This window comes from Ruminococcus sp. YE282 (genome assembly GCA_900101355.1).
GTDB lineage: Bacteria > Bacillota > Clostridia > Oscillospirales > Acutalibacteraceae > Ruminococcoides > Ruminococcoides bromii_A.
Map to the genome: position 1 here is coordinate 24,651 of FMUV01000020.1, position 19,055 is coordinate 43,705.

At 40.6% G+C, this 19,055-nt stretch carries 14 protein-coding genes; 7 read left to right on the forward strand and 7 right to left on the reverse strand.

Features of this window, described 5'->3' with window-relative positions; genetic code table 11:
- Positions 1-21: 21 nt before the first annotated feature.
- Positions 22-3,597: a DNA-directed RNA polymerase subunit beta' gene (rpoC, locus tag BLP46_RS07715; protein WP_092977877.1), complete on the reverse strand. Its 3,576-nt coding sequence runs from the start codon at positions 3,595-3,597 to the stop codon at positions 22-24.
- A 12-nt stretch (positions 3,598-3,609) separates the two neighbouring features.
- Positions 3,610-7,338 carry a DNA-directed RNA polymerase subunit beta gene (rpoB, locus tag BLP46_RS07720; RefSeq protein WP_092977879.1) on the reverse strand — a complete coding sequence of 1,243 codons (3,729 nt, stop codon included), beginning with the start codon at positions 7,336-7,338 and terminating at the stop codon, positions 3,610-3,612.
- Positions 7,339-7,901: 563 nt separating this feature from the next.
- On the opposite strand from rpoB, the gene BLP46_RS07725 reads away from it, so the two are divergent.
- The 4 genes from BLP46_RS07725 to BLP46_RS07740 all read left to right on the forward strand — a co-directional run bounded on the left by BLP46_RS07725 (position 7,902) and on the right by BLP46_RS07740 (position 10,328).
- Positions 7,902-8,624, forward strand: a complete 723-nt coding sequence (locus tag BLP46_RS07725) for a hypothetical protein (protein WP_092977881.1) — start codon at positions 7,902-7,904, stop codon at positions 8,622-8,624.
- Positions 8,621-9,475: an NAD(P)H-hydrate epimerase gene (locus BLP46_RS07730; RefSeq protein ID WP_092977883.1), complete on the forward strand. Its 855-nt coding sequence runs from the start codon at positions 8,621-8,623 to the stop codon at positions 9,473-9,475. Before BLP46_RS07725 ends, BLP46_RS07730 begins: the two co-directional genes overlap by 4 nt.
- An 18-nt stretch (positions 9,476-9,493) precedes the next feature.
- Entirely contained in the window at positions 9,494-9,910 is a 417-nt protein-coding gene (locus tag BLP46_RS07735; protein WP_092977885.1) for an MJ0042-type zinc finger domain-containing protein, read from the forward strand.
- A 124-nt stretch (positions 9,911-10,034) separates the two neighbouring features.
- Entirely contained in the window at positions 10,035-10,328 is a 294-nt protein-coding gene (locus BLP46_RS07740; RefSeq protein WP_092977887.1) for a DUF1292 domain-containing protein, read from the forward strand.
- A 248-nt stretch (positions 10,329-10,576) separates the two neighbouring features.
- On the opposite strand, the gene BLP46_RS07745 is transcribed toward BLP46_RS07740, so the two are convergent.
- Positions 10,577-11,383 (reverse strand): hypothetical protein, encoded by an 807-nt coding sequence (locus tag BLP46_RS07745; protein ID WP_092977889.1) that lies wholly within the window; start codon positions 11,381-11,383, stop codon positions 10,577-10,579.
- 277 nt (positions 11,384-11,660) lie between these two features.
- On the opposite strand from BLP46_RS07745, the gene BLP46_RS07750 reads away from it, so the two are divergent.
- Positions 11,661-11,993 carry a winged helix-turn-helix transcriptional regulator gene (locus BLP46_RS07750; protein ID WP_092977891.1) on the forward strand — a complete coding sequence of 111 codons (333 nt, stop codon included), beginning with the start codon at positions 11,661-11,663 and terminating at the stop codon, positions 11,991-11,993.
- Positions 11,994-12,080: 87 nt separating this feature from the next.
- Here BLP46_RS07750 and BLP46_RS07755 read toward each other — a convergent pair whose 3' ends face one another.
- The gene (locus tag BLP46_RS07755) at positions 12,081-13,340 is read right to left on the reverse strand and encodes a chloride channel protein (protein ID WP_092977893.1); all 1,260 of its coding nucleotides are present in this window, start codon (positions 13,338-13,340) and stop codon (positions 12,081-12,083) included.
- A gap of 34 nt (positions 13,341-13,374) precedes the next feature.
- Positions 13,375-14,079: an HAD family hydrolase gene (locus tag BLP46_RS07760; RefSeq protein ID WP_092977895.1), complete on the reverse strand. Its 705-nt coding sequence runs from the start codon at positions 14,077-14,079 to the stop codon at positions 13,375-13,377.
- Positions 14,080-14,363: 284 nt separating this feature from the next.
- On the opposite strand from BLP46_RS07760, the gene BLP46_RS07765 reads away from it, so the two are divergent.
- On the forward strand, positions 14,364-15,314 hold the full coding sequence (locus BLP46_RS07765) for a D-2-hydroxyacid dehydrogenase (RefSeq protein WP_092977897.1): 951 nt from the start codon (positions 14,364-14,366) through the stop codon (positions 15,312-15,314).
- 13 nt (positions 15,315-15,327) lie between these two features.
- Positions 15,328-16,254, forward strand: a complete 927-nt coding sequence (locus BLP46_RS07770) for a CorA family divalent cation transporter (protein ID WP_092977899.1) — start codon at positions 15,328-15,330, stop codon at positions 16,252-16,254.
- Between the two features lie 75 nt (positions 16,255-16,329).
- Here the strand turns inward: BLP46_RS07770 and htpG are convergent, their stop codons facing one another.
- A complete protein-coding gene (htpG, locus tag BLP46_RS07775) occupies positions 16,330-18,213 on the reverse strand; it encodes a molecular chaperone HtpG (RefSeq protein WP_092977900.1) in 1,884 nt (627 codons plus the stop codon).
- Between the two features lie 609 nt (positions 18,214-18,822).
- Positions 18,823-19,055 (reverse strand): IS3 family transposase (locus tag BLP46_RS07780; protein ID WP_143000470.1); only part of this gene is annotated, 233 nt, incomplete at its 5' end.

The window sequence follows — 19,055 nt, forward strand, 5'->3', positions numbered from 1 at the left end:
TTTTATAATATTAACCTGTTATCAGATTAAGTCTGACTCATCAGCAATCGGAACAGGTTCGGAAGCAGCATCAGCCGATGAATTGCTTTCAAGCTGAACACCTGCATATCTCTGCATACCTGTACCGGCAGGAATTACCTTACCGATAATTACGTTCTCTTTAAGACCAACAAGGGGGTCTACCTTGCCCTTGATTGCGGCGTCGGTAAGAACACGTGTTGTTTCCTGGAACGAAGCAGCGGACAAGAAACTGTCTGTTGCAAGTGCGGCCTTGGTGATACCGAGAAGCATCTGAGTAAACTGAGCCTCACGGAGTCCGTCTTCACCTGCGGCAATGCGCTTTTTAATCTGTTCGTTCTCATAGAGAACCTCGTTCTTATCATAAACCTGACCCGACATAAAGCCTGTGTCGCCTGCATCGTCAACTCTGACCTTACGCATCATCTGACGAACGATAACTTCAATGTGTTTATCGTTGATTTCAACACCCTGTAAACGGTAGGTACTCTGAACTTCCGAAATCAGGTAGTTCATTACAGCCTCAGGTCCGAGAATGTCGAGAATATCGTGTGGATTTACAGCACCATCGGTAATCTTGTCACCTTTCTTAAGTTGCTGTCCCTCCTGAACTTTAACACGGAATCCAAATGGAATCAGATAAGTTCTTTCATCGCCTGTTTCCTTATTGAAAACTACTGCGTGACGGGCATTTTTAATTTCTTCAAAACGAACCTCACCGTCAATTTCTGTGATGATTGCAAGGCTCTTAGGTTTACGTGCCTCAAACAATTCCTCGACACGCGGAAGACCCTGTGTGATATCTTCTGCCGAAGCAACACCGCCCGTATGGAATGTTCTCATTGTAAGCTGTGTACCGGGCTCACCGATAGACTGTGCGGCAATGATACCAACTGCCTCACCGACAGTTACAGGCTGACGGTTTGCAAGGTTTGAACCATAGCACTTTCTGCAAGCACCGTGTTTTGCACGGCAGGAAAGTACCGAACGAATCTTTATGCTTTCAACGCCGGAATTTACAATAATATCAGCATCCTGCTCATTCATCATCTTATCCTTTGAAACAAGGACATTTCCGTTTGAATCGCAGAAATCATCAAGCAGATAACGACCGATAAGTCTTTCGTGCAAACCTTCGATAACGTTGTTTTCGCCTGCTTTAATATCAAATATTTCAAGTCCTTCGGTTGTACCGCAGTCCTCTTCACGGATAATAACTTCCTGTGAAACGTCAACAAGACGACGTGTAAGGTAACCTGAGTCGGCGGTACGAAGAGCCGTATCGGCAAGACCTTTACGGGCACCACGAGATGAAATAAAGTATTCGAGAATGTTAAGACCTTCACGGTAGTTAGCCCTGATAGGAATTTCAATTGTTTTACCTGAAGTATTGGCAATAAGTCCGCGCATACCTGCAAGCTGACGAATCTGGCTCATACTACCACGAGCACCTGAATCAGCCATCATGAAGATTGGGTTATAACGGTCAAGGTTCTTCTGAAGTGCGTCGGTTACATCGTTTGTAGCCTTTTCCCAGATACGAAGAATCTCATCATAACGTTCTTCGTTGGAACGGAGACCCATCATATATTCATCACGAATCTCGTCAACTTCCTGCTCGGCTTTTGCAATAATCTCTTTCTTTGCTGGCGGAATAACCGCATCACAAACGGCAACGGTAATTGCGCCCTTTGTTGAGTATTTATATCCCTGAGCCTTGATTGAATCAAGCATAAGGCTTGTTCTTGAAGTTCCGTTGATTTTAATACATTTATCAATAATCTTTTTAAGTCCCGACTTGCCTACAAGGAAATCAACTTCAAACTTGAACTTGTTTTCAGGAATGCTTCTGTCAACAAATCCCAAATTTTGAGGAATCGGGTTATTGAAAATGATTTTACCGATAGTTGTATCAACAAGAGCCGACTGCATTTTGCCGTCAATCTCCATCTCACGGCGAACCTTGATTTTTGAGTGAAGCTCAATTACGCCGGTCTGATATGCCATCATAACTTCATCAACGTTGCGGAATACTTTGCCCTCGCCACGCTCACCGTCTTTGTCAAGAGTGAGGTAGTAAGAACCAAGAATCATATCCTGAGTAGGAACAGTTACAGGCTGACCGTCTGACGGTTTGAGCAAGTTGTTGGCAGCAAGCATAAGGAATCTTGCCTCTGCCTGAGCCTCTGCGGAAAGCGGAACGTGAACAGCCATCTGGTCGCCGTCAAAGTCGGCGTTATAAGCTGTACAAGCAAGCGGATGAAGCTTGAGCGCACGGCCTTCAACAAGTACGGGCTCAAATGCCTGAATACCGAGACGGTGAAGTGTAGGCGCACGGTTAAGCAATACAGGGTGACCCTTGATTACAACTTCAAGAGCGTCCCAAACGTCGTCTTTTGCACGTTCAACAGCTTTTCTTGCTGATTTAATATTCTGTTCAGCCTTTGTTTCAACAAGGCGTTTCATAACAAACGGCTTGAAAAGTTCAAGTGCCATTTCTTTAGGAAGACCGCACTGATACATTTTAAGTTCAGGACCGACAACGATAACCGAACGTCCGGAGTAGTCAACACGTTTTCCGAGCAAGTTCTGACGGAAACGTCCCTGTTTACCCTTTAACATATCAGAAAGTGACTTAAGCGGACGGTTGTTAGGACCTGTTACAGGTCTGCCGCGTCTGCCGTTATCAATCAAAGCGTCAACAGCTTCCTGCAGCATTCTCTTCTCGTTGCGGATAATAATCTCAGGCGCATTAAGCTCAAGGAGCTTTTTAAGTCTGTTGTTTCTGTTGATAACTCTGCGGTAAAGGTCATTAAGGTCGGAAGTTGCAAAACGTCCGCCGTCAAGCTGAACCATAGGACGAATATCCGGCGGAATTACCGGAACAACGTCAAGAATCATCCATTCAGGACGGTTGCCGGAAAGTCTGAAACTTTCTACAACGTCAAGTCTCTTAAGAAGTCTTACACGCTTCTGACCCGAAGCGGTTTCAAGCTCTTCTTTAAGCTGTGAGGACAATGCCTCAAGGTCAATTTCCTCAAGGAGTTTTTTAATTGATTCAGCACCCATACCCGCTTTGAAGTCGTCCTCATACTTCTCGCGCATATCGTTGTATTCAGCCTCTGAAAGGCACTGATATTTTGAAAGGTCACGGCAGTCGCCGGGATCTGTTACTATATATTGTGAAAAATAAAGTACATTTTCAAGGAGCTTTGGAGAAATATCAAGCATAAGAGCGATTCTTGACGGAATACCCTTAAAATACCAGATGTGAGAAACAGGAGCTGCAAGCTCAATGTGTCCCATACGCTCACGTCTAACCTTTGAACGTGTAACCTCTACGCCGCAGCGGTCGCAGATTTTGCCCTTAAAACGAATCCTTTTATACTTTCCGCAATGGCACTCCCAGTCCTTTGTAGGTCCAAAAATACGTTCGCAGAAAAGACCGTCACGCTCAGGCTTTAATGTACGGTAGTTAATGGTCTCAGGCTTTTTTACCTCGCCGTATGACCAAGCTCTGATTTGCTCAGGGGAAGCAAGTCCGATTTTAATTGAGTCAAAAACATTATTATCTATCATTGCGCTGCCTCCTTACATTTCGTCTCCGCTTAAGTCATCAAAGTTGAACAAATCGTCATCGTTATCAGCTTCTTCATCAGCAAGCGAATCGTCAAACATATTGCCGTCTTCGCCGCCCTCATCAAGGGTGTAGCCGTCCATAGAAGTCATTACGCTGTCTTCTTCAAACTCTGACGGTTCTGTTGCGTCTGCAATTTCTTCATCCTCGTCAAACTTCTGCTTAATGTCAATTTCTTCGCCGTCTGCATCAAGCACACGAACGTCAAGCGACAATGACTGAAGTTCTTTGATAAGAACTCTGAATGATTCCGGGATTCCCGGAGCAGGAATGTTCTGTCCTTTAACGATAGCTTCATATGTTTTAACACGGCCAACAACGTCATCGGACTTAACAGTAAGAATTTCTTGAAGTGTATAAGCGGCACCGTAAGCTTCAAGTGCCCAAACTTCCATTTCACCAAAACGCTGACCGCCGAACTGAGCTTTACCGCCCAAAGGCTGCTGGGTAACAAGTGAGTAAGGACCTGTACTTCTTGCGTGAATTTTTTCATCAACAAGGTGATGCAGCTTGAGATAGTACATATAGCCTACTGTTACAGGGTTATCAAAGCGTTCGCCTGTTCTGCCGTCGATAAGCCATGTCTTACCGTCTTCGCTGTATCCTGCGTCTTTCAAAGCGGCAAAAATGTCCTGCTCGTGTGCGCCGTCAAATACAGGCGTCATAATCTTCCAGCCAAGGGCTTTTGCCGCATAGCCGAGATGAACCTCAAGTACCTGACCGATGTTCATACGTGAAGGTACGCCCAACGGGTTAAGAACGATGTCAAGCGGAGTACCGTCAGGAAGGAACGGCATATCTTCAACAGGAAGTATTCTTGAAACGACACCCTTGTTTCCGTGACGACCTGCCATCTTATCGCCTACGCTGATTTTACGCTTTAATGCAAGATAAACTCTTACAACCTTGTTTACACCCGGCTGAAGTTCGTTGCGGCTTTCTGCACGGGTAAATACCTTAACATCAACAACAGTACCGCATTCTCCGTGAGGAACACGAAGAGATGTATCTCTTACTTCTCTTGCCTTTTCGCCGAAAATAGCTCTCAAAAGTCTTTCCTCGGCAGTAAGCTCGGTTTCTCCCTTAGGAGTAACCTTACCGACAAGAATGTCGCCTGCCTTAACGTCGGAACCAATCTGAATGATACCGTCTTCGTCAAGGTATTTGAGCATATCCTCACCAACGTTCGGAATATCTCTTGTAATTTCTTCCGGACCGAGCTTTGTATCTCTTGCCTCTGTATCAAATTCTTCAATATGAATTGAAGTATAAACGTCGTCTCTTACAATTTTTTCGCTGATAAGTACAGCATCCTCGTAGTTATAACCTTCCCAAGTCATAAATCCGATAAGCGCATTCTTACCAAGTGCAATTTCGCCGTTGCTTGTTGCAGGGCCGTCGGCAAGAACTTCGCCTTTCTTAACACGCTGACCGCGTGATACAATCGGATGCTGGTTAAAGCAGGTACCCTGGTTTGAACGCAGGTACTTGATTACTTCGTAATCCTGAACCTTACCTGAGTCATACTGAACGCGTATATTTCTTGCGTCAACGCTCATAACAACACCGTCGTCCTCTGCAAGTATACAAACACCGGAGTCTGTTCCTGCCTTGTATTCCATACCTGTACCGACAATCGGAGCATCTGCCGTAAGAAGCGGAACTGCCTGACGCTGCATGTTCGCACCCATAAGAGCACGGTTTGCGTCATCGTTTTCAAGGAACGGAATCATCGCGGTAGCAACAGATACAACCATCTTAGGAGATACGTCCATATAGTCAAATCTTTCGGCAGGAAGCTCGACAAATTCGTCACGGTAACGTCCTACTACTCTTGAATGAACAAATCTTCCGTTTTCATCAAGCGGTTCGTTAGCCTGGGCAACATAGAAGTTGTCTTCCATATCGGCTGTCATATAGGTAACTTCATCGGTAACAACGCCTGTTTCCTTATTGATTTTACGATAAGGAGCCTCGATAAAGCCGTATTTGTTAATCTTTGCAAAAGATGCAAGATATGAGATAAGTCCGATGTTAGGACCTTCAGGAGTTTCGATTGGGCACATACGACCGTAGTGGGTGTAGTGTACGTCACGAACCTCAAATCCTGCACGGTCACGGGAAAGACCACCCGGACCAAGGGCTGAAAGACGACGCTTGTGAGTAAGCTCTGCAAGCGGGTTTGTCTGGTCCATAAACTGTGAAAGCGGTGAAGAACCGAAAAATTCTTTAATTGCCGCAGTTACAGGACGAATATTTATAAGCGAATTTGGAGAAAGTGAATCCATATCCTGTGACTGGGTTGTCATTCTCTCTCTTACTACTCTTTCAAGTCTTGAAAAACCGATTCTGAACTGGTTCTGAAGAAGTTCGCCGACACAGCGGATACGTCTGTTGCCCAAGTTATCAATATCATCGGTATTGCCTACACCGTGTGCAATACAGTTAAGATAGTTAATAGTAGCAAAAATATCTTCAACGGTTATGTGGTTAGGAACAAGCTCAGGCTCACGGTCTGTAAGCATTTCCTTAAGTTCTGCCTCGTCCTTAGCTTCGTCGAGAATTTCACAGAGAACGTCAAAACGAACATTTTCTTTAATTCCGCACTCTTCCTCGGCGTCGAAGTCAACATACTTTTTAATGTCAACCATTCCGTTTGAAATGACCTTAACGATTGTGTCATCAGAAGCCTTTACAAATGCAACCGATACGCCTGCATTTTCAATCTCAAGAGCTTTTTGCTTTGTGATTTTTTCATCTCTGAGAGCCATTACCTCGCCTGTGCGCGGATTTGCAATCGGCTCTGCAAGCACCTGGTTCTCAAGACGGTTTGCAATACCGAGTTTTTTATTATACTTATATCTGCCGACTCTTGACATATCATATCTGTTAGGGTCAAAGAATAAATTATTGATATGATTCTGTGCGCTGTCAACTGTCGGAGGCTCTGACGGACGAAGTTTTTTATAAACCTCAATAAGACCTTCTTCAATATTTGAAGCGGAGTCTTTTTCGATAGTAGCCTTCATACGCTCATCATCGCCGAAATATTCAAGAATTTCAGCGTCTGTGCCAAGACCCAAAGCTCTGATAAACGATGTTACGGGAAGTTTTCTGTTTTTATCAATACGAACATAGAAAACGTCGTTTACATCAGTTTCATATTCAAGCCACGCACCGCGGTTAGGAATTACGGTTGTTGAATAAAGTTCCTTACCGGTTTTATCGTGGTCCATTTTATAATAAACGCCCGGGCTTCTTACAAGCTGAGAAACAATTACACGCTCGGCACCGTTGATAACAAACGTTCCGCTTGGCGTCATCAGCGGAAAATCGCCCATAAATACGTTGCTTTCTTTGATTTCACCTGTCGATTTGTTGAGCAGGCGGGCGGTAACTCTAAGTGCGGCTGAATATGTTGCGTCACGCACCTTACACTCAATAACGCTGTAATTCGGATGATCAACATCAAGTTTGTAATCAACAAAATCAAGCACAAGATTATCCTGATAATCGGTAATGCCCGAAACATCCTTGAAAACTTCCTTGAGTCCTTCCTCGAGGAACCATCTGTAAGATTCCTTCTGCACCTCGATAAGATTCGGCATATCAATAACTTCTTCAATCTTGCCGAAGCTCATTCTTTCGGTGTTGCCAAGCTTTACGGGTTTGACATTAACCATAGGCGTATCACTCCTTAAACATTTTGAACAATCGGGGTTTCGTTCTGCCTTAATATGCAATAAAAAAACATCTTGACACCAAGTTCATTTTGTGATAATATCCCTTTGTTGGAAGATATTTTTTAAAAAATATTGCATACCGTCGGTATATATCCCCATTATGGTACATTTTACAATTGTATATTCCCATAGGGCGATTGTCAAGGTGTTTTTTGAAAAAATTTATAAAAATTTTAATATTTTAAACAGTTTTTGAATTTTACTTCTCTCAAATAATTATTTTTGATGAGAATTATTTTTTTAAGAACAAAAGCAACGCCCGACAACGTGTACTGATTAGGTGGTGCACATATCCGGAAAATTAACCCAATAATTGTATGATATAAAATGAATATCAGAAACAAAAAGCAACATAAAATACTTAATCACATAACATCTGCAAAATGTTCTCATTATATTTAAACATAACCGCAGCACCGACAGTAATTGATTTACAAATAACAACTTTTATGATATAATCTATTGAGTTTTTATTTTAAATGATTTTGATTTACGGAGCACATATGGCAATATACAAAATTGCGGATTTAAATATAAAAATCGACCCTAAATACAGTTCCACTCTTGAACGCCTTAAACCGTATCTTGTAAGTGAGAATGTTTTTGACATTGAAATCATAAATTCCGACAGCGAAATCGCAGACTTTGCAAAAACCTCTTCTTCTCTATGCACAATGGAACTTGCGGAAAGCTTTTTGATTCTCAACAAGCTTTGCGTTGAGATTTTTGAAAACTTTAACGGATTTTTCTTTCATTCCTCAAGCCTGATGATAGACAACGAAGCGTATGTCTTTACGGCAAAAAGCGGAACGGGTAAATCCACCCATACTGCGCTTTGGCGCAAGCGGTTCGGCGATAAAGTAAAAATGATTAATGACGACAAGCCTATCATTCGTAAACACAACGGAAATTTTTATATTTACGGCACTCCGTGGATGGGCAAATCTGAAATCGGAAGCAATGCAAAAGCTTTGGTAAAGGCTGTTTTCGTGCTTGAAAGAGGAACCGAAAACTGCGTAAAAAGGGTTTCTGTCGGAGAAGTTTTCGGCAGTCTGCTTGAAGCGACGCTTGTGTTTCACGAAAAAGATAAAATGATTCGTCTGCTTAATATGTTTGACGAGTTCTTCTCTTCAACTCAGCTTTTTAAATTAAAATGCAATACGGATATTTCGGCGGCGGAAGTCGCCTATAATGCGGTAAATTCTGCAAAGGACTTGATTATATGAACCTGAATGAAGTTGTTTCGGTTAAAAATATGCGTGAAAGCGACGCACACACGATTGCGGAACATACAACCTCCGCCGAGCTTATGCACAGAGCCGCTCAGGGAATTTTTGATGCGGTTCAATTCAACGGCAAGGTTGCAATTGTCTGCGGAAAAGGCAATAACGGCGGTGACGGCTATGCCCTTGCCTGCATACTTCTTGAGCACGGCATAACTCCGACTGTTTTCAGAGTATCCGACAAATTTTCGCCCGACGGGCTATACTATTATAAAACAGCCGTTTCGCACGGAGCCGAGGAAGCCTCGCTTGCCGTTCCGGCTGCACTAAACGGATTTGATATTGTTGTTGACTGCCTGCTTGGAACCGGATTTTCGGGACCCGTAAAAGATGAAATTCAAAACGCCATTGAACAGATTAACGCATCGGGCGCATATGTAATCAGCGCCGACATTAACAGCGGCATCAACGGCGACACAGGCGTTGCGGAAATTGCGGTAAACTCCGACCTGACGGTTTCAATCGGAGCATACAAAACAGGAATGTTTTTGAACGACGCACCGTATTTTATTGATAAACTTACAAATGCCGATATAGGTATACATATTTTAAGGGAAGAATACAAATTGATTGACTTTGAACACCTGCATATGTTTGAAGGCTACGGCTCCTGCGTTATGACAACCGAGGAGTTTTTTGAAAAAACAGGCTATTCGCCCGAAACATGCAGCATAGCGGAATGTATTGCACAACTCAGCCGTGACGAGCGAAAAACCTATGTTGTAAAAACCGAACACTCGGCTGTAATCGCCGACTTAAAGTATGTTTATTTTTGTGCCGACTACATAAAATAGCAGTGAAAGGAAGATAATATGAGGAATTTCTTGCAAAAAATTACAATATTTATGCAGGGCAGATACGGAACAGACACACTCAACAACTGCCTTACAGTCCTGTTTTTTATTATCTGGTTTGTAAAGATTTTCATATTTAATCGTTTGGCAAGGCTTATTATTCTGGCATTTCAAATTGCATTACTTGCACTTATATTATTCCGAGCACTTTCACGCAACATAACGAAGCGGAGCGCAGAAAACAGAAAATTCGTTCCCGTATACAATGCCGTTAAAAACTGGTGTCAGCTCACTTGGAAAAAATTCAAGGACAGAAAAGAATACCGTTATCTCAAATGCCCCGTGTGCAAAGCTCAGCTGAGAGTAAAAAATCAAAAGGGCGTTCATACCGTTCGCTGCCCACGCTGCGGAAGCGAATTTGAGAAGAAAATATAATGCGGTAATTAACCGAAATTATTAGCGCTTATCCGTCTTTTGCGGCTTGACTTTTGATTGTGTTGCCGTTATACTTTATATACATTTATAAGAGTGTATCTTTACACTCGGAAAGGATACGACTATGGCTGACGAAAAAAACATTGAAGAATTTGAAAACGAGGACGCCTTGATTACTCTTGTTGACGATGAAGGCAACGAAGTTGAGTTTGAATTTCTTGACGTTGTTGAATACGAGGGCGAAGAATATATAGTTCTTATTGAAAATGACGAAGATGCAGATGAGGTTGTCATCCTCAAAATCAATCCGATTGATGACAACACCGAGGAATATGTAAGCATTGACGATGAAGACTTGCTCCAAAAGTTGTTTGACATCTTTAAGAAAAAGTACGAGGGCGAAATCAATTTTCAGTAATCAATTATCATAGCACAAATCACTCAGGGAGGAGCTTAATCAGAAGTATCCTCCCTGATTTTGAATTTTTGGACGCAATCATCGTAGGCATTGTTATGTATATTATAATGTTGTTGTTGGGAAGCGGACTCTTTGGGTTAAACAAACTCGCGCACAAGAAACACAAAAACAAAGGTTAAAGATAATGGCGGTATAACAACTTTATGTGTTATACCGCCATTGTTTTGCGTAAATTATGCTGTTTATTATTATGATTTTGTCGGGAAGAAAAATCCAACCGTCATATCAAGATAATTCATTCCGCTGTATTCCGGATATTTTTCACTAACCGCTTTTTTCATTTCTTCGGCATTAGTGCATGCATCAGCAATATTCTTTAGATCTTTAAGATAATCAATCTTTGTTTTAACGTCTTTTAACTTTTCAGGTGTGTAATGTGATGTAAGCACAAGGTTAAAATCCTTGCTGATATAATAGTTTAATTTTTCAATAATTCCGTCCGCATGAGAACAGCCTGCAACAATTGAGTGGCAGTCATGTCCGAGCATGTGTGTATAAACGCAGTTAATTTCAGGAATCTCAACGTCAAAAGCCTCTGAATTTGAGGTTATTACAAGCTTAATTCCCGCAATCTCAAAATCGCCGTCATCAAGGATATTATCTGCATTGCATATAGACGCATCAGAAATATCTCCAAATGTTGTTTTAAAATTTGCTACCAGCGCAGCTCCGCCGCCGTTGCTGTTATAAGCAACGGATGAAGCAGTACCGTAAGCAGGAACATCGGGCAAAAACGATGCACCGGCACCGTGATAAGCTACCAGCTTTGCAACAACATCAATGTTTTCTTTTTCAAGATACTCTGTAAGCTCTTTAATATTATCGTAAAAACATGGCAACTCAATTACAATACCCTTTGAATTTTTTGTGATTATAAAGACCTCGTTATCTATAAAATCATTTGTTTTATATGCGTACAACTTTACTTCACCAAAGTCATATACACAAACTTCACCTTTGTTCAGCTTAACTGATTTTGCTGTGTTTTTATCCATAATAAAAATCTCCTCTATTGTACAAATATTGCAATTTGGGAGGCGGCCGTTTCCCTCGGCTCTTGTCTATATTATACTTGCTGTCTGCACAATTGTGAAGTACGCACAATATTGTGGCATAGTTACCTGAGAGAAACTATTGCATACTAATGCCGTTTTTCACTGTTTTGTATTTTTGTATACTTACTTTCTTTTAGAAACTTGCTTTATATTTTATACAATTATATAATAGAAAAAAGAGTAAAAACAAATGAATGTTATAATAGGAGATATAATTATGACTTGCGAAACTGCCACAAAAGAACTGCCTGCTTGCCCTGTTGAAACCACACTTACCTTAATCGGAGATAAATGGAAAGTGCTGATATTACGCGACCTGCTTAAAGGTACAAAACGTTTTGGCGAACTGAAAAAATCCATTGGAAATGTATCACAAAAGGTGCTAACAGCACAACTTCGTGCTATGGAAGCAAGCGGATTGCTCACACGCACGGTATATGCAGAAGTTCCGCCGAGAGTAGAATACACTTTAACAGAACTTGGACACAGTCTTCACCCGATTCTTGAAGCTATGCAAGATTGGGGAGAAAATTATAAGGCATCTCATTAAAACACAAGAGTTTTTAACACAAATAAGCCGCACCGATTACAGGTGCGGCTATAATAACATATTGCAGATTTAATTTTACTCGCAAACTTAAACATCGGAAAAATTACTTGCGTTTTCCTTCTTTTTGAATCCGTTCGGAATCAAACTTCCGACAAAAGCCGCAAGAAGTATCCACGGAATTATTCGTGCGTCAAAACACAACAACAGCAAAAACGTAACGGCAAGAGGTTTTTTCATGGTAGTGCCAAGCAAACCTGCTGTGATTACCGCCGCACAAAACGCAACATCAAGACCGAACAGCAAGGCTATTCCGTAGCCAATGCTTACTCCGCAAAAGATAACCGGAAAAAAGTGACCGCCTTTCCAGCCTGATTTAATGCACACATTCGTAACAATAAGCTTCAGCAGTCCCGTTACAATAAGCAACCATGGTGCAAATTCACCGAAGCCGTCTTTTATTTCGGTTATTCCCTCTTCCCCGGAAAACATAACAAGAGGAAAATACGTTCCGACGATGCCGAGAATTGCTCCGCCGAGCGTTGTGCTGATTATAACACCGCATTTTCTTCCGATAAACGAGAAAATCTTTTCGGATATTTTAGAAAATACAATAAAAAGAAGTCCGAAAATTGCTCCGAGTAAAGCAAGCGGAACGCCCCACAATCTTTCCGTATTGGTTATATCATAACCGCCGATTCTCGGAAGTCCCATTGTTCCGCCAAATGTTGTATTAAGCAAAAACAATACGCCGACTGCACACAAAACCGCAATAATATTTGAGATGAGTTTTGAGGCACGGGTATTTTCAGGGGCTTCGCTGCTGTCAAGTCTTTCTTCGTTTGCGGCAGCAAGACCAAACAGCGGTGCATAAAAAACCGCGCTTAATGTCGCACTTATTCCTGTCTGCATAAGGTCAGGGATTCTGTTGCGCGCATCTTTCATATGACTGCCTGCCCAATAGCACAATCCGACAATTACCCCTGTGAGTCCTGCTTCAGGACCTATACTGCCGCCAAAAAGAAGCGGAAGCAAAGCTGAAATACAAAGCAAAATCACCTTGTTATATGGGTAATATTTATCCCTCTTGACTTTTTTCATAACTTCGTCAAGTTCGTCGGGAACGGCTTTTGAAAGTTTTTGATATACACCAATCAATATTCCGCCGATTGTGCATACCAAAAGCGGATAATATGAAAAGTTTAAGCCTGACGGGATTTGCTCCCAAATTAAATTGATTCCAAGGCTCATAAGCTTGAGAAACAGCCACACAATAGCCGAAATTACAGCGCCGCTGAATCCACAAAAGATGTAATAGACAAGGTTGTTTGCAAGTGTTTGCTTTTTCATTGCCGACACCTCCGCAATTATCCGTCTTTTTGATTTATTTTGTCAGGAAATCGTAGAAATTCTCAAAACTGCCGTGCTTAAACTTTGAATAATCTCTATCGTTGCGATTGATTATACAATCAGTAACAAGATATGTATCAAATCCGAGTTTTGCCGCACACAAATCTTCGTCAACGTCATTGCCGACCATTATACTGTCATTCGGAGAAATTTTGCACTTCTCACAAATATTTTCAAAATACTTTAAATTAGGCTTGCAAAATCCGGAATTTTCATATACGGTTATATACTCAAAATCATCGGGAGAAACGCCTGCCCATTCAAGCCTTTTATAGGTTGCAACCTTTGGAAAAATCGGATTGGTTGCCGCAATAAGTCTGCCGCCGTGCTGTTTTATATAGTCTATCGACTTTTTGGCGTACGGCGTAACCTGGGTTGCACGTTTTGCATATTCAAATTCATTTTTATAGTAATCGTCAAAAAGCTCGGAATACTGAGTCAAATCTTTTCCGCACACCGATGAGGCGGCTTTCCAAAAAACATCGTGATTATTTTCAACGCCGTCGTTTGTTGACATAGCCTTTAATCCGCCCAAAACGCTGTTTATAAGCACCTGGGGTTCAATTCCGATAGCAGGCGAAGCCTTTTTGCAAAGTGACTTAAAGTAATGCTCGGTAAAATTCTGCATATCCATCGGAAGCAGAGTTCCGTCTAAATCAAAAAGATAGTTTTTATACATTTTCTCACCACTAAAATTATAGATAAATCATTCACATTTAATCGGAGCAATGCTCTTAATTGCTTTCAAAAATCAGAGCTTGCAGCCGATTGCAATCAACGCAAAAAGCGTTAGCTCCTCAGAATTTCAGCGGGATAATTATAACTCACACTGAAAATCCGGATGAAAACTGCCGCCTTAACGGCGGGGAACATTTGCACTATGATTATATATTATTGTGCAAATAATTGCAAGTCCGGACAATTTAAGCTATAATTATTACATCAAATTTACGGAGGAATAATATGAAAATTGTTCTGACAGATTCACAAACGGTTTTTGACAACAAAGTCACCGCCGAGCCGCTCAATGAATTTGGAGAGGTAAAAGACTATGGACTGCTCAGGTATGATGAAATTGCTAATGCAATAGCCAAGGCGGATATTGTGGTTTGCAACAAAACCCTGCTTAACGAAGACACTTTGAAATCAGCCAAAAACCTAAAATATATCGGGCTGTTTGCAACAGGATACAATAACATTGATATTGAATACTGCTCCAAGCACGGAATAACAGTATGCAACGCAGGTTCATACTCAAACAACGCTGTTGCTCAACATACGTTTGCTTTAATTTTAGAGCACTTTAACAACACGGCAAATTACAATCAGTATGTACAGGACGGATTGTGGAAACGAAGCAAAACGTTCTCACCGTTTGTTTACCCGTTAAGTGAACTTGCAGGCAAAACAATCGGTATAGTCGGCTTCGGCAACATCGGCAAAGCTGTCGCAAAAATTGCAAATGCGTTTGAAATGAATGTAATTGCATATAACCGCTCCGAAAAATCAGCTGAAAACGTTAAGTTTGTCAGCCTTGAAGAGCTGATTGAAAGCAGCGATATTGTGACAGTACATTGTCCGCTAAACGCTCAGTCGGAAAATATGTTTAACAAAGAAACCTTTGCAAAAATGAAACATGGCGCATTGTTTGTAAACACAGCAAGAGGCGGAGTTATGAATGAGAATGATTTGTATGATGCGCTTAACAGCGGTCATCTCGGCGGTGCCTGTATTGATACGCTAAAGGTTGAACCAATGGAGCAAAACTGTATTCTTATGCAGGCTAAAAACTGCATAATCACACCGCACATTGCTTGGGCTCCGGTTGAAACACGACTCAGACTTATGGACATTGTAACTTCCAACATAAGGAACTATCTTAACGGAACTCCGACAAACGTTGTAAATCCGTAATTCGGAGGTACTTATGACCGATTTTATTATTTCAGATGAGGGAACAATCGAAATATATGACGGAAAGTGTGAAAATCCTGCCATAAGAATTGTAAACCCGTCTGAATTTGTTGAAAATTATTCGCACCTCAAAGAATTTGATTTGCTGAGTCAAAAAACAAAGCACTGTACAATTTGCAAATCTGAAATTTTAAAAACCTGCATAGCAGGCACAGTAGCTGTGCCAAATCCCAACTTTCCTCGAGAAAAAATCGGAAGCTTCTGTTTTATTGCATTTAACGATATGCTGTTGATAATTGAGGACAAGCCCTATGCCGTAAACCTGATAGAATGTGATTCCGCCGAAACCCCTGTCGGAGCAAGAGGAATCATCGGAATACTGTTTAAGCTTCTTGAAACAATCGTAAACGGAGAACTTGAATTTTTGTATAACACACGAGAAGAGCTTGAAAGGCTTGAGGACACCGTTCTAAATGCGGAAAGATTAACAAAAAAAGATACAACAAAATTTGAAAAAGACTTTTTGCTTTATAAGCGCAAATTATCAGTATTTCAAAGTTTTTATGAACAGCTTGTGGATTTGGCAACCAACATTGAAGAAAATGCTGATATTGACGACCTGCACCAAAAATATGCAGTTTATTTTGAAAAACGCATTGACAGATATTACGACAGTGCCAAAGAGCTTAAAGATTATGTTATGCAAATAGACGATGCGTTTAAATCCAAAATCAATTCCAAACAAAATAATATTATGCAGGTGCTAACGGTAATCACCTCAATTTTTATGCCGCTTACGCTTATTGCGGGCTGGTACGGTATGAATTTCAAGGTTATGCCCGAACTTGCCTGGGATAACGGATACTATATGGTTATCGTCATATCCGTTGTTATTATAATAGGTGAATTGATTTTCTTCAAAATCAAGAACTGGTTTTGAATTTTTTACATCCCAACAAACAAAAGCCGGGTAGCATTACGCTGCCCGGTTTCTTACATTCATTATGTTTTATTATCACATTAAAGAGCAAACAAGGTCTGTGTATTCCGACGGATTCTCAATCGGAAGTCCTGCAATCAAAAGTGCCTGATAATACAAAACCTCTGCATACTTTTTAGCCTTGTCAATATCTGTCTGAACAAGGTTCTCCATTGCCTTTACAGCCGGGTGGTTCATATTAAGCTCAAGCACACGCTGGGCTTTCATTCCGGAACCGGGTTGAACGGAGTTGAAATATTTTTCCATTTCAAATGAAATTCCGCCCTTTGCGGTCAGGCAAACAGGATGTGAAACGAGCTTCTTTGATGCAGTTACTTCACTTACCTTATCGCCGAGAGTCTCTTTTACAAAAGTAAGCAAAGCTGAGCTGTCCTTTTCGTCCTCTTTGCTCTCTTCATCGTTTTCAATTCCAAGGTCATCATTTGCAGCAGAACAGAACTTTTTATCCTTATACTGCATAAGAGTCTGGAAGGTAAACTCGTCTGTTTCTTCTGTGCAATACAGAATTTCATATCCCTTTGAGCGCAGCAATTCAGTCTGTGGCAATGCGTCAATCGCAGCAATACTGTCACCTGTTGCATAATAAATAAACTTCTGTTCTTCTTTCATTCTGTCAACGTATTCGGAAAGAGTAACAAGCTTCTTCTCGGTTGAAGAATAGAACATAAGCAAATCCTGGAGTTCTTCCTTATGCATTCCGTAGTCTGAAACAACACCGTACTTTAACTGTCTGCCAAAAGCGGCAAAGAACTTTTCGTAGTTTTCGCGCTCGTTGTTTAGCATTGCAGTAAGCTCGTTTTTGATTTTCTTTTCAATATTCTGTGCAATTGTCAAAAGGTGACGGTCATGCTGAAGCATTTCACGGGAAATATTCAGCGAAAGGTCCGCAGTATCAACAATACCTTTTACAAAACGGAAGTGTTCGGGAACAAGCTCTTCGCAGTTATCTGTGATAAGCACTCCGCTTGAGTAAAGCTGAAGACCTTTTTTGTATTCCTTTGTATAGTAATCATACGGAGTTGACGACGGAATAAACAACAGCGCTTTATAGGTTACAACACCCTCAACCGAAGTAACAATTGTATGCAGAGGCTTGTCCATTGTCATAAACTTTTCGCTGTAAAATTTGTCGTACTCCTCCTGAGTAACATCCTTTTTGGGGCGCTGCCAAATCGGAATCATACTGTTAAGAGTTTCTGTTTCGGTGTAATCCTCATATTCGGGCTTATCGCTGTCCTTGGTTTCCTCTTTGACACGGCTGTGCTTCATATCCATCTCAATCGGATAGCGGATATAATCAGAGTATTTCTTAACAAGTTCCTGAATCTTATACTGTTCAAGGAACTGGTCGTAATTCTCTTCATCGGTGTTATCCTTCATCTCAAGAATAATTTCAGTACCGATACTGTCCTTTTCAATTTCCTTGATTGTGTATCCGTCAACGCCGCTTGACTGCCAACAATAAGCAACGTCAGAGCCGTATTTCTTAGTATTTACCGTAATCTTTTTCGCAACCATAAATGCCGAGTAAAATCCGACGCCGAACTGACCGATTATGTCAATTTCATCCGGCTTTTCAGCCATATCCTGTTTAAATCTGTATGAACCGGATGAGGCAATTGTACCAAGGTTGTTTTCAAGATCATCCTTATCCATTCCGATACCGTTATCCGTTATAGTGAGCGTACGGTTTTCCTTATCGGCTTTTAGCGTGATTTTAAAATCACTGCGAGTCATACCGAGTTTGTCATCGGTAAGCGAAATAAAGCACAATTTGTCAATTGCGTCACTTGCATTTGAAATTATTTCACGAAGAAAAATTTCTTTGTGTGTGTAAATAGAGTTAATCATTAAATCAAGAAGTCTTTTTGACTCTGACTTAAATTGCTTTTTAGCCATAAGTATCCTACTTCCTTTTCTGATTTTAATTCATATTTGGGTATTCCTTAAAGTTATATTATACTACAATATGGCTATATTTTCAACAGACAATAAATTTGATATATGATTTAATCTAAGTTTATTTCCTGTTAAATATTTTTTTGTTTGTCAAAAAGCAAAATATCTCAAATAAAAAAGTAATAATTAAACAAATAGAGGATTTAAAAATTAGAGAAGCGGATAGTATGAAACTCAAATCAATTGATTTAAATATAGTATACAAAATCATGGAAATTACTAATAAAGTAGCAACTTCAAAATAAAACACGTTTTTAGGCTTAAATACCGCACTAAAAATTATATCTATAGAAGATAGCACACAAGAAACACAAAAAAGCAATATATATATAAAAGTCGTATCCCTGAAAAGCAAATCAAAGAAAGGAAGTTCTTCTAATTTGCTAACTGTCTGGATATTTATTGAAATTGATATCACATTGATTATAAAGGTAGTAACAGTAGCAATAATTGATAATATTGTAATTTTAAATAGTATGTTTATTTTTGAACTGCTCCAAATTGTACGGACAGTACAAAAACAGACCAAATGGTAGAAAATATTAAATTTTAAGCAACATACTGACATCGCTTTTCAAGTGGTGTCAGTTTTGTTTTGAGTTGAATTCTATGGTTGTTGTAGAAATGAATATACTCACTTAAGATGAGGCGTGCCTCCTCATAAGTTTTGAGCTTGGTTCTGTAAATACATTCGGTTTTGAGAATTGAAAAGAAATTTTCTGCTAAAGCATTGTCATATGGGTTACCACGTCTTGACATTGAAGGCGTAATGCCGTAAGATT

Bases quoted from the DNA above. Each gene is read 5' to 3' on its own strand.
- rpoC (WP_092977877.1), bottom strand. From the start codon at position 3,597: ATGATAGATAATAATGTTTTTGACTCAATTAAAATCGGACTTGCTTCC.
- rpoB (WP_092977879.1), bottom strand. From the start codon at position 7,338: ATGGTTAATGTCAAACCCGTAAAGCTTGGCAACACCGAAAGAATGAGC.
- BLP46_RS07725 (WP_092977881.1), top strand. From the start codon at position 7,902: ATGGCAATATACAAAATTGCGGATTTAAATATAAAAATCGACCCTAAA.
- BLP46_RS07730 (WP_092977883.1), top strand. From the start codon at position 8,621: ATGAACCTGAATGAAGTTGTTTCGGTTAAAAATATGCGTGAAAGCGAC.
- BLP46_RS07735 (WP_092977885.1), top strand. From the start codon at position 9,494: ATGAGGAATTTCTTGCAAAAAATTACAATATTTATGCAGGGCAGATAC.
- BLP46_RS07740 (WP_092977887.1), top strand. From the start codon at position 10,035: ATGGCTGACGAAAAAAACATTGAAGAATTTGAAAACGAGGACGCCTTG.
- BLP46_RS07745 (WP_092977889.1), bottom strand. From the start codon at position 11,383: ATGGATAAAAACACAGCAAAATCAGTTAAGCTGAACAAAGGTGAAGTT.
- BLP46_RS07750 (WP_092977891.1), top strand. From the start codon at position 11,661: ATGACTTGCGAAACTGCCACAAAAGAACTGCCTGCTTGCCCTGTTGAA.
- BLP46_RS07755 (WP_092977893.1), bottom strand. From the start codon at position 13,340: ATGAAAAAGCAAACACTTGCAAACAACCTTGTCTATTACATCTTTTGT.
- BLP46_RS07760 (WP_092977895.1), bottom strand. From the start codon at position 14,079: ATGTATAAAAACTATCTTTTTGATTTAGACGGAACTCTGCTTCCGATG.
- BLP46_RS07765 (WP_092977897.1), top strand. From the start codon at position 14,364: ATGAAAATTGTTCTGACAGATTCACAAACGGTTTTTGACAACAAAGTC.
- BLP46_RS07770 (WP_092977899.1), top strand. From the start codon at position 15,328: ATGACCGATTTTATTATTTCAGATGAGGGAACAATCGAAATATATGAC.
- htpG (WP_092977900.1), bottom strand. From the start codon at position 18,213: ATGGCTAAAAAGCAATTTAAGTCAGAGTCAAAAAGACTTCTTGATTTA.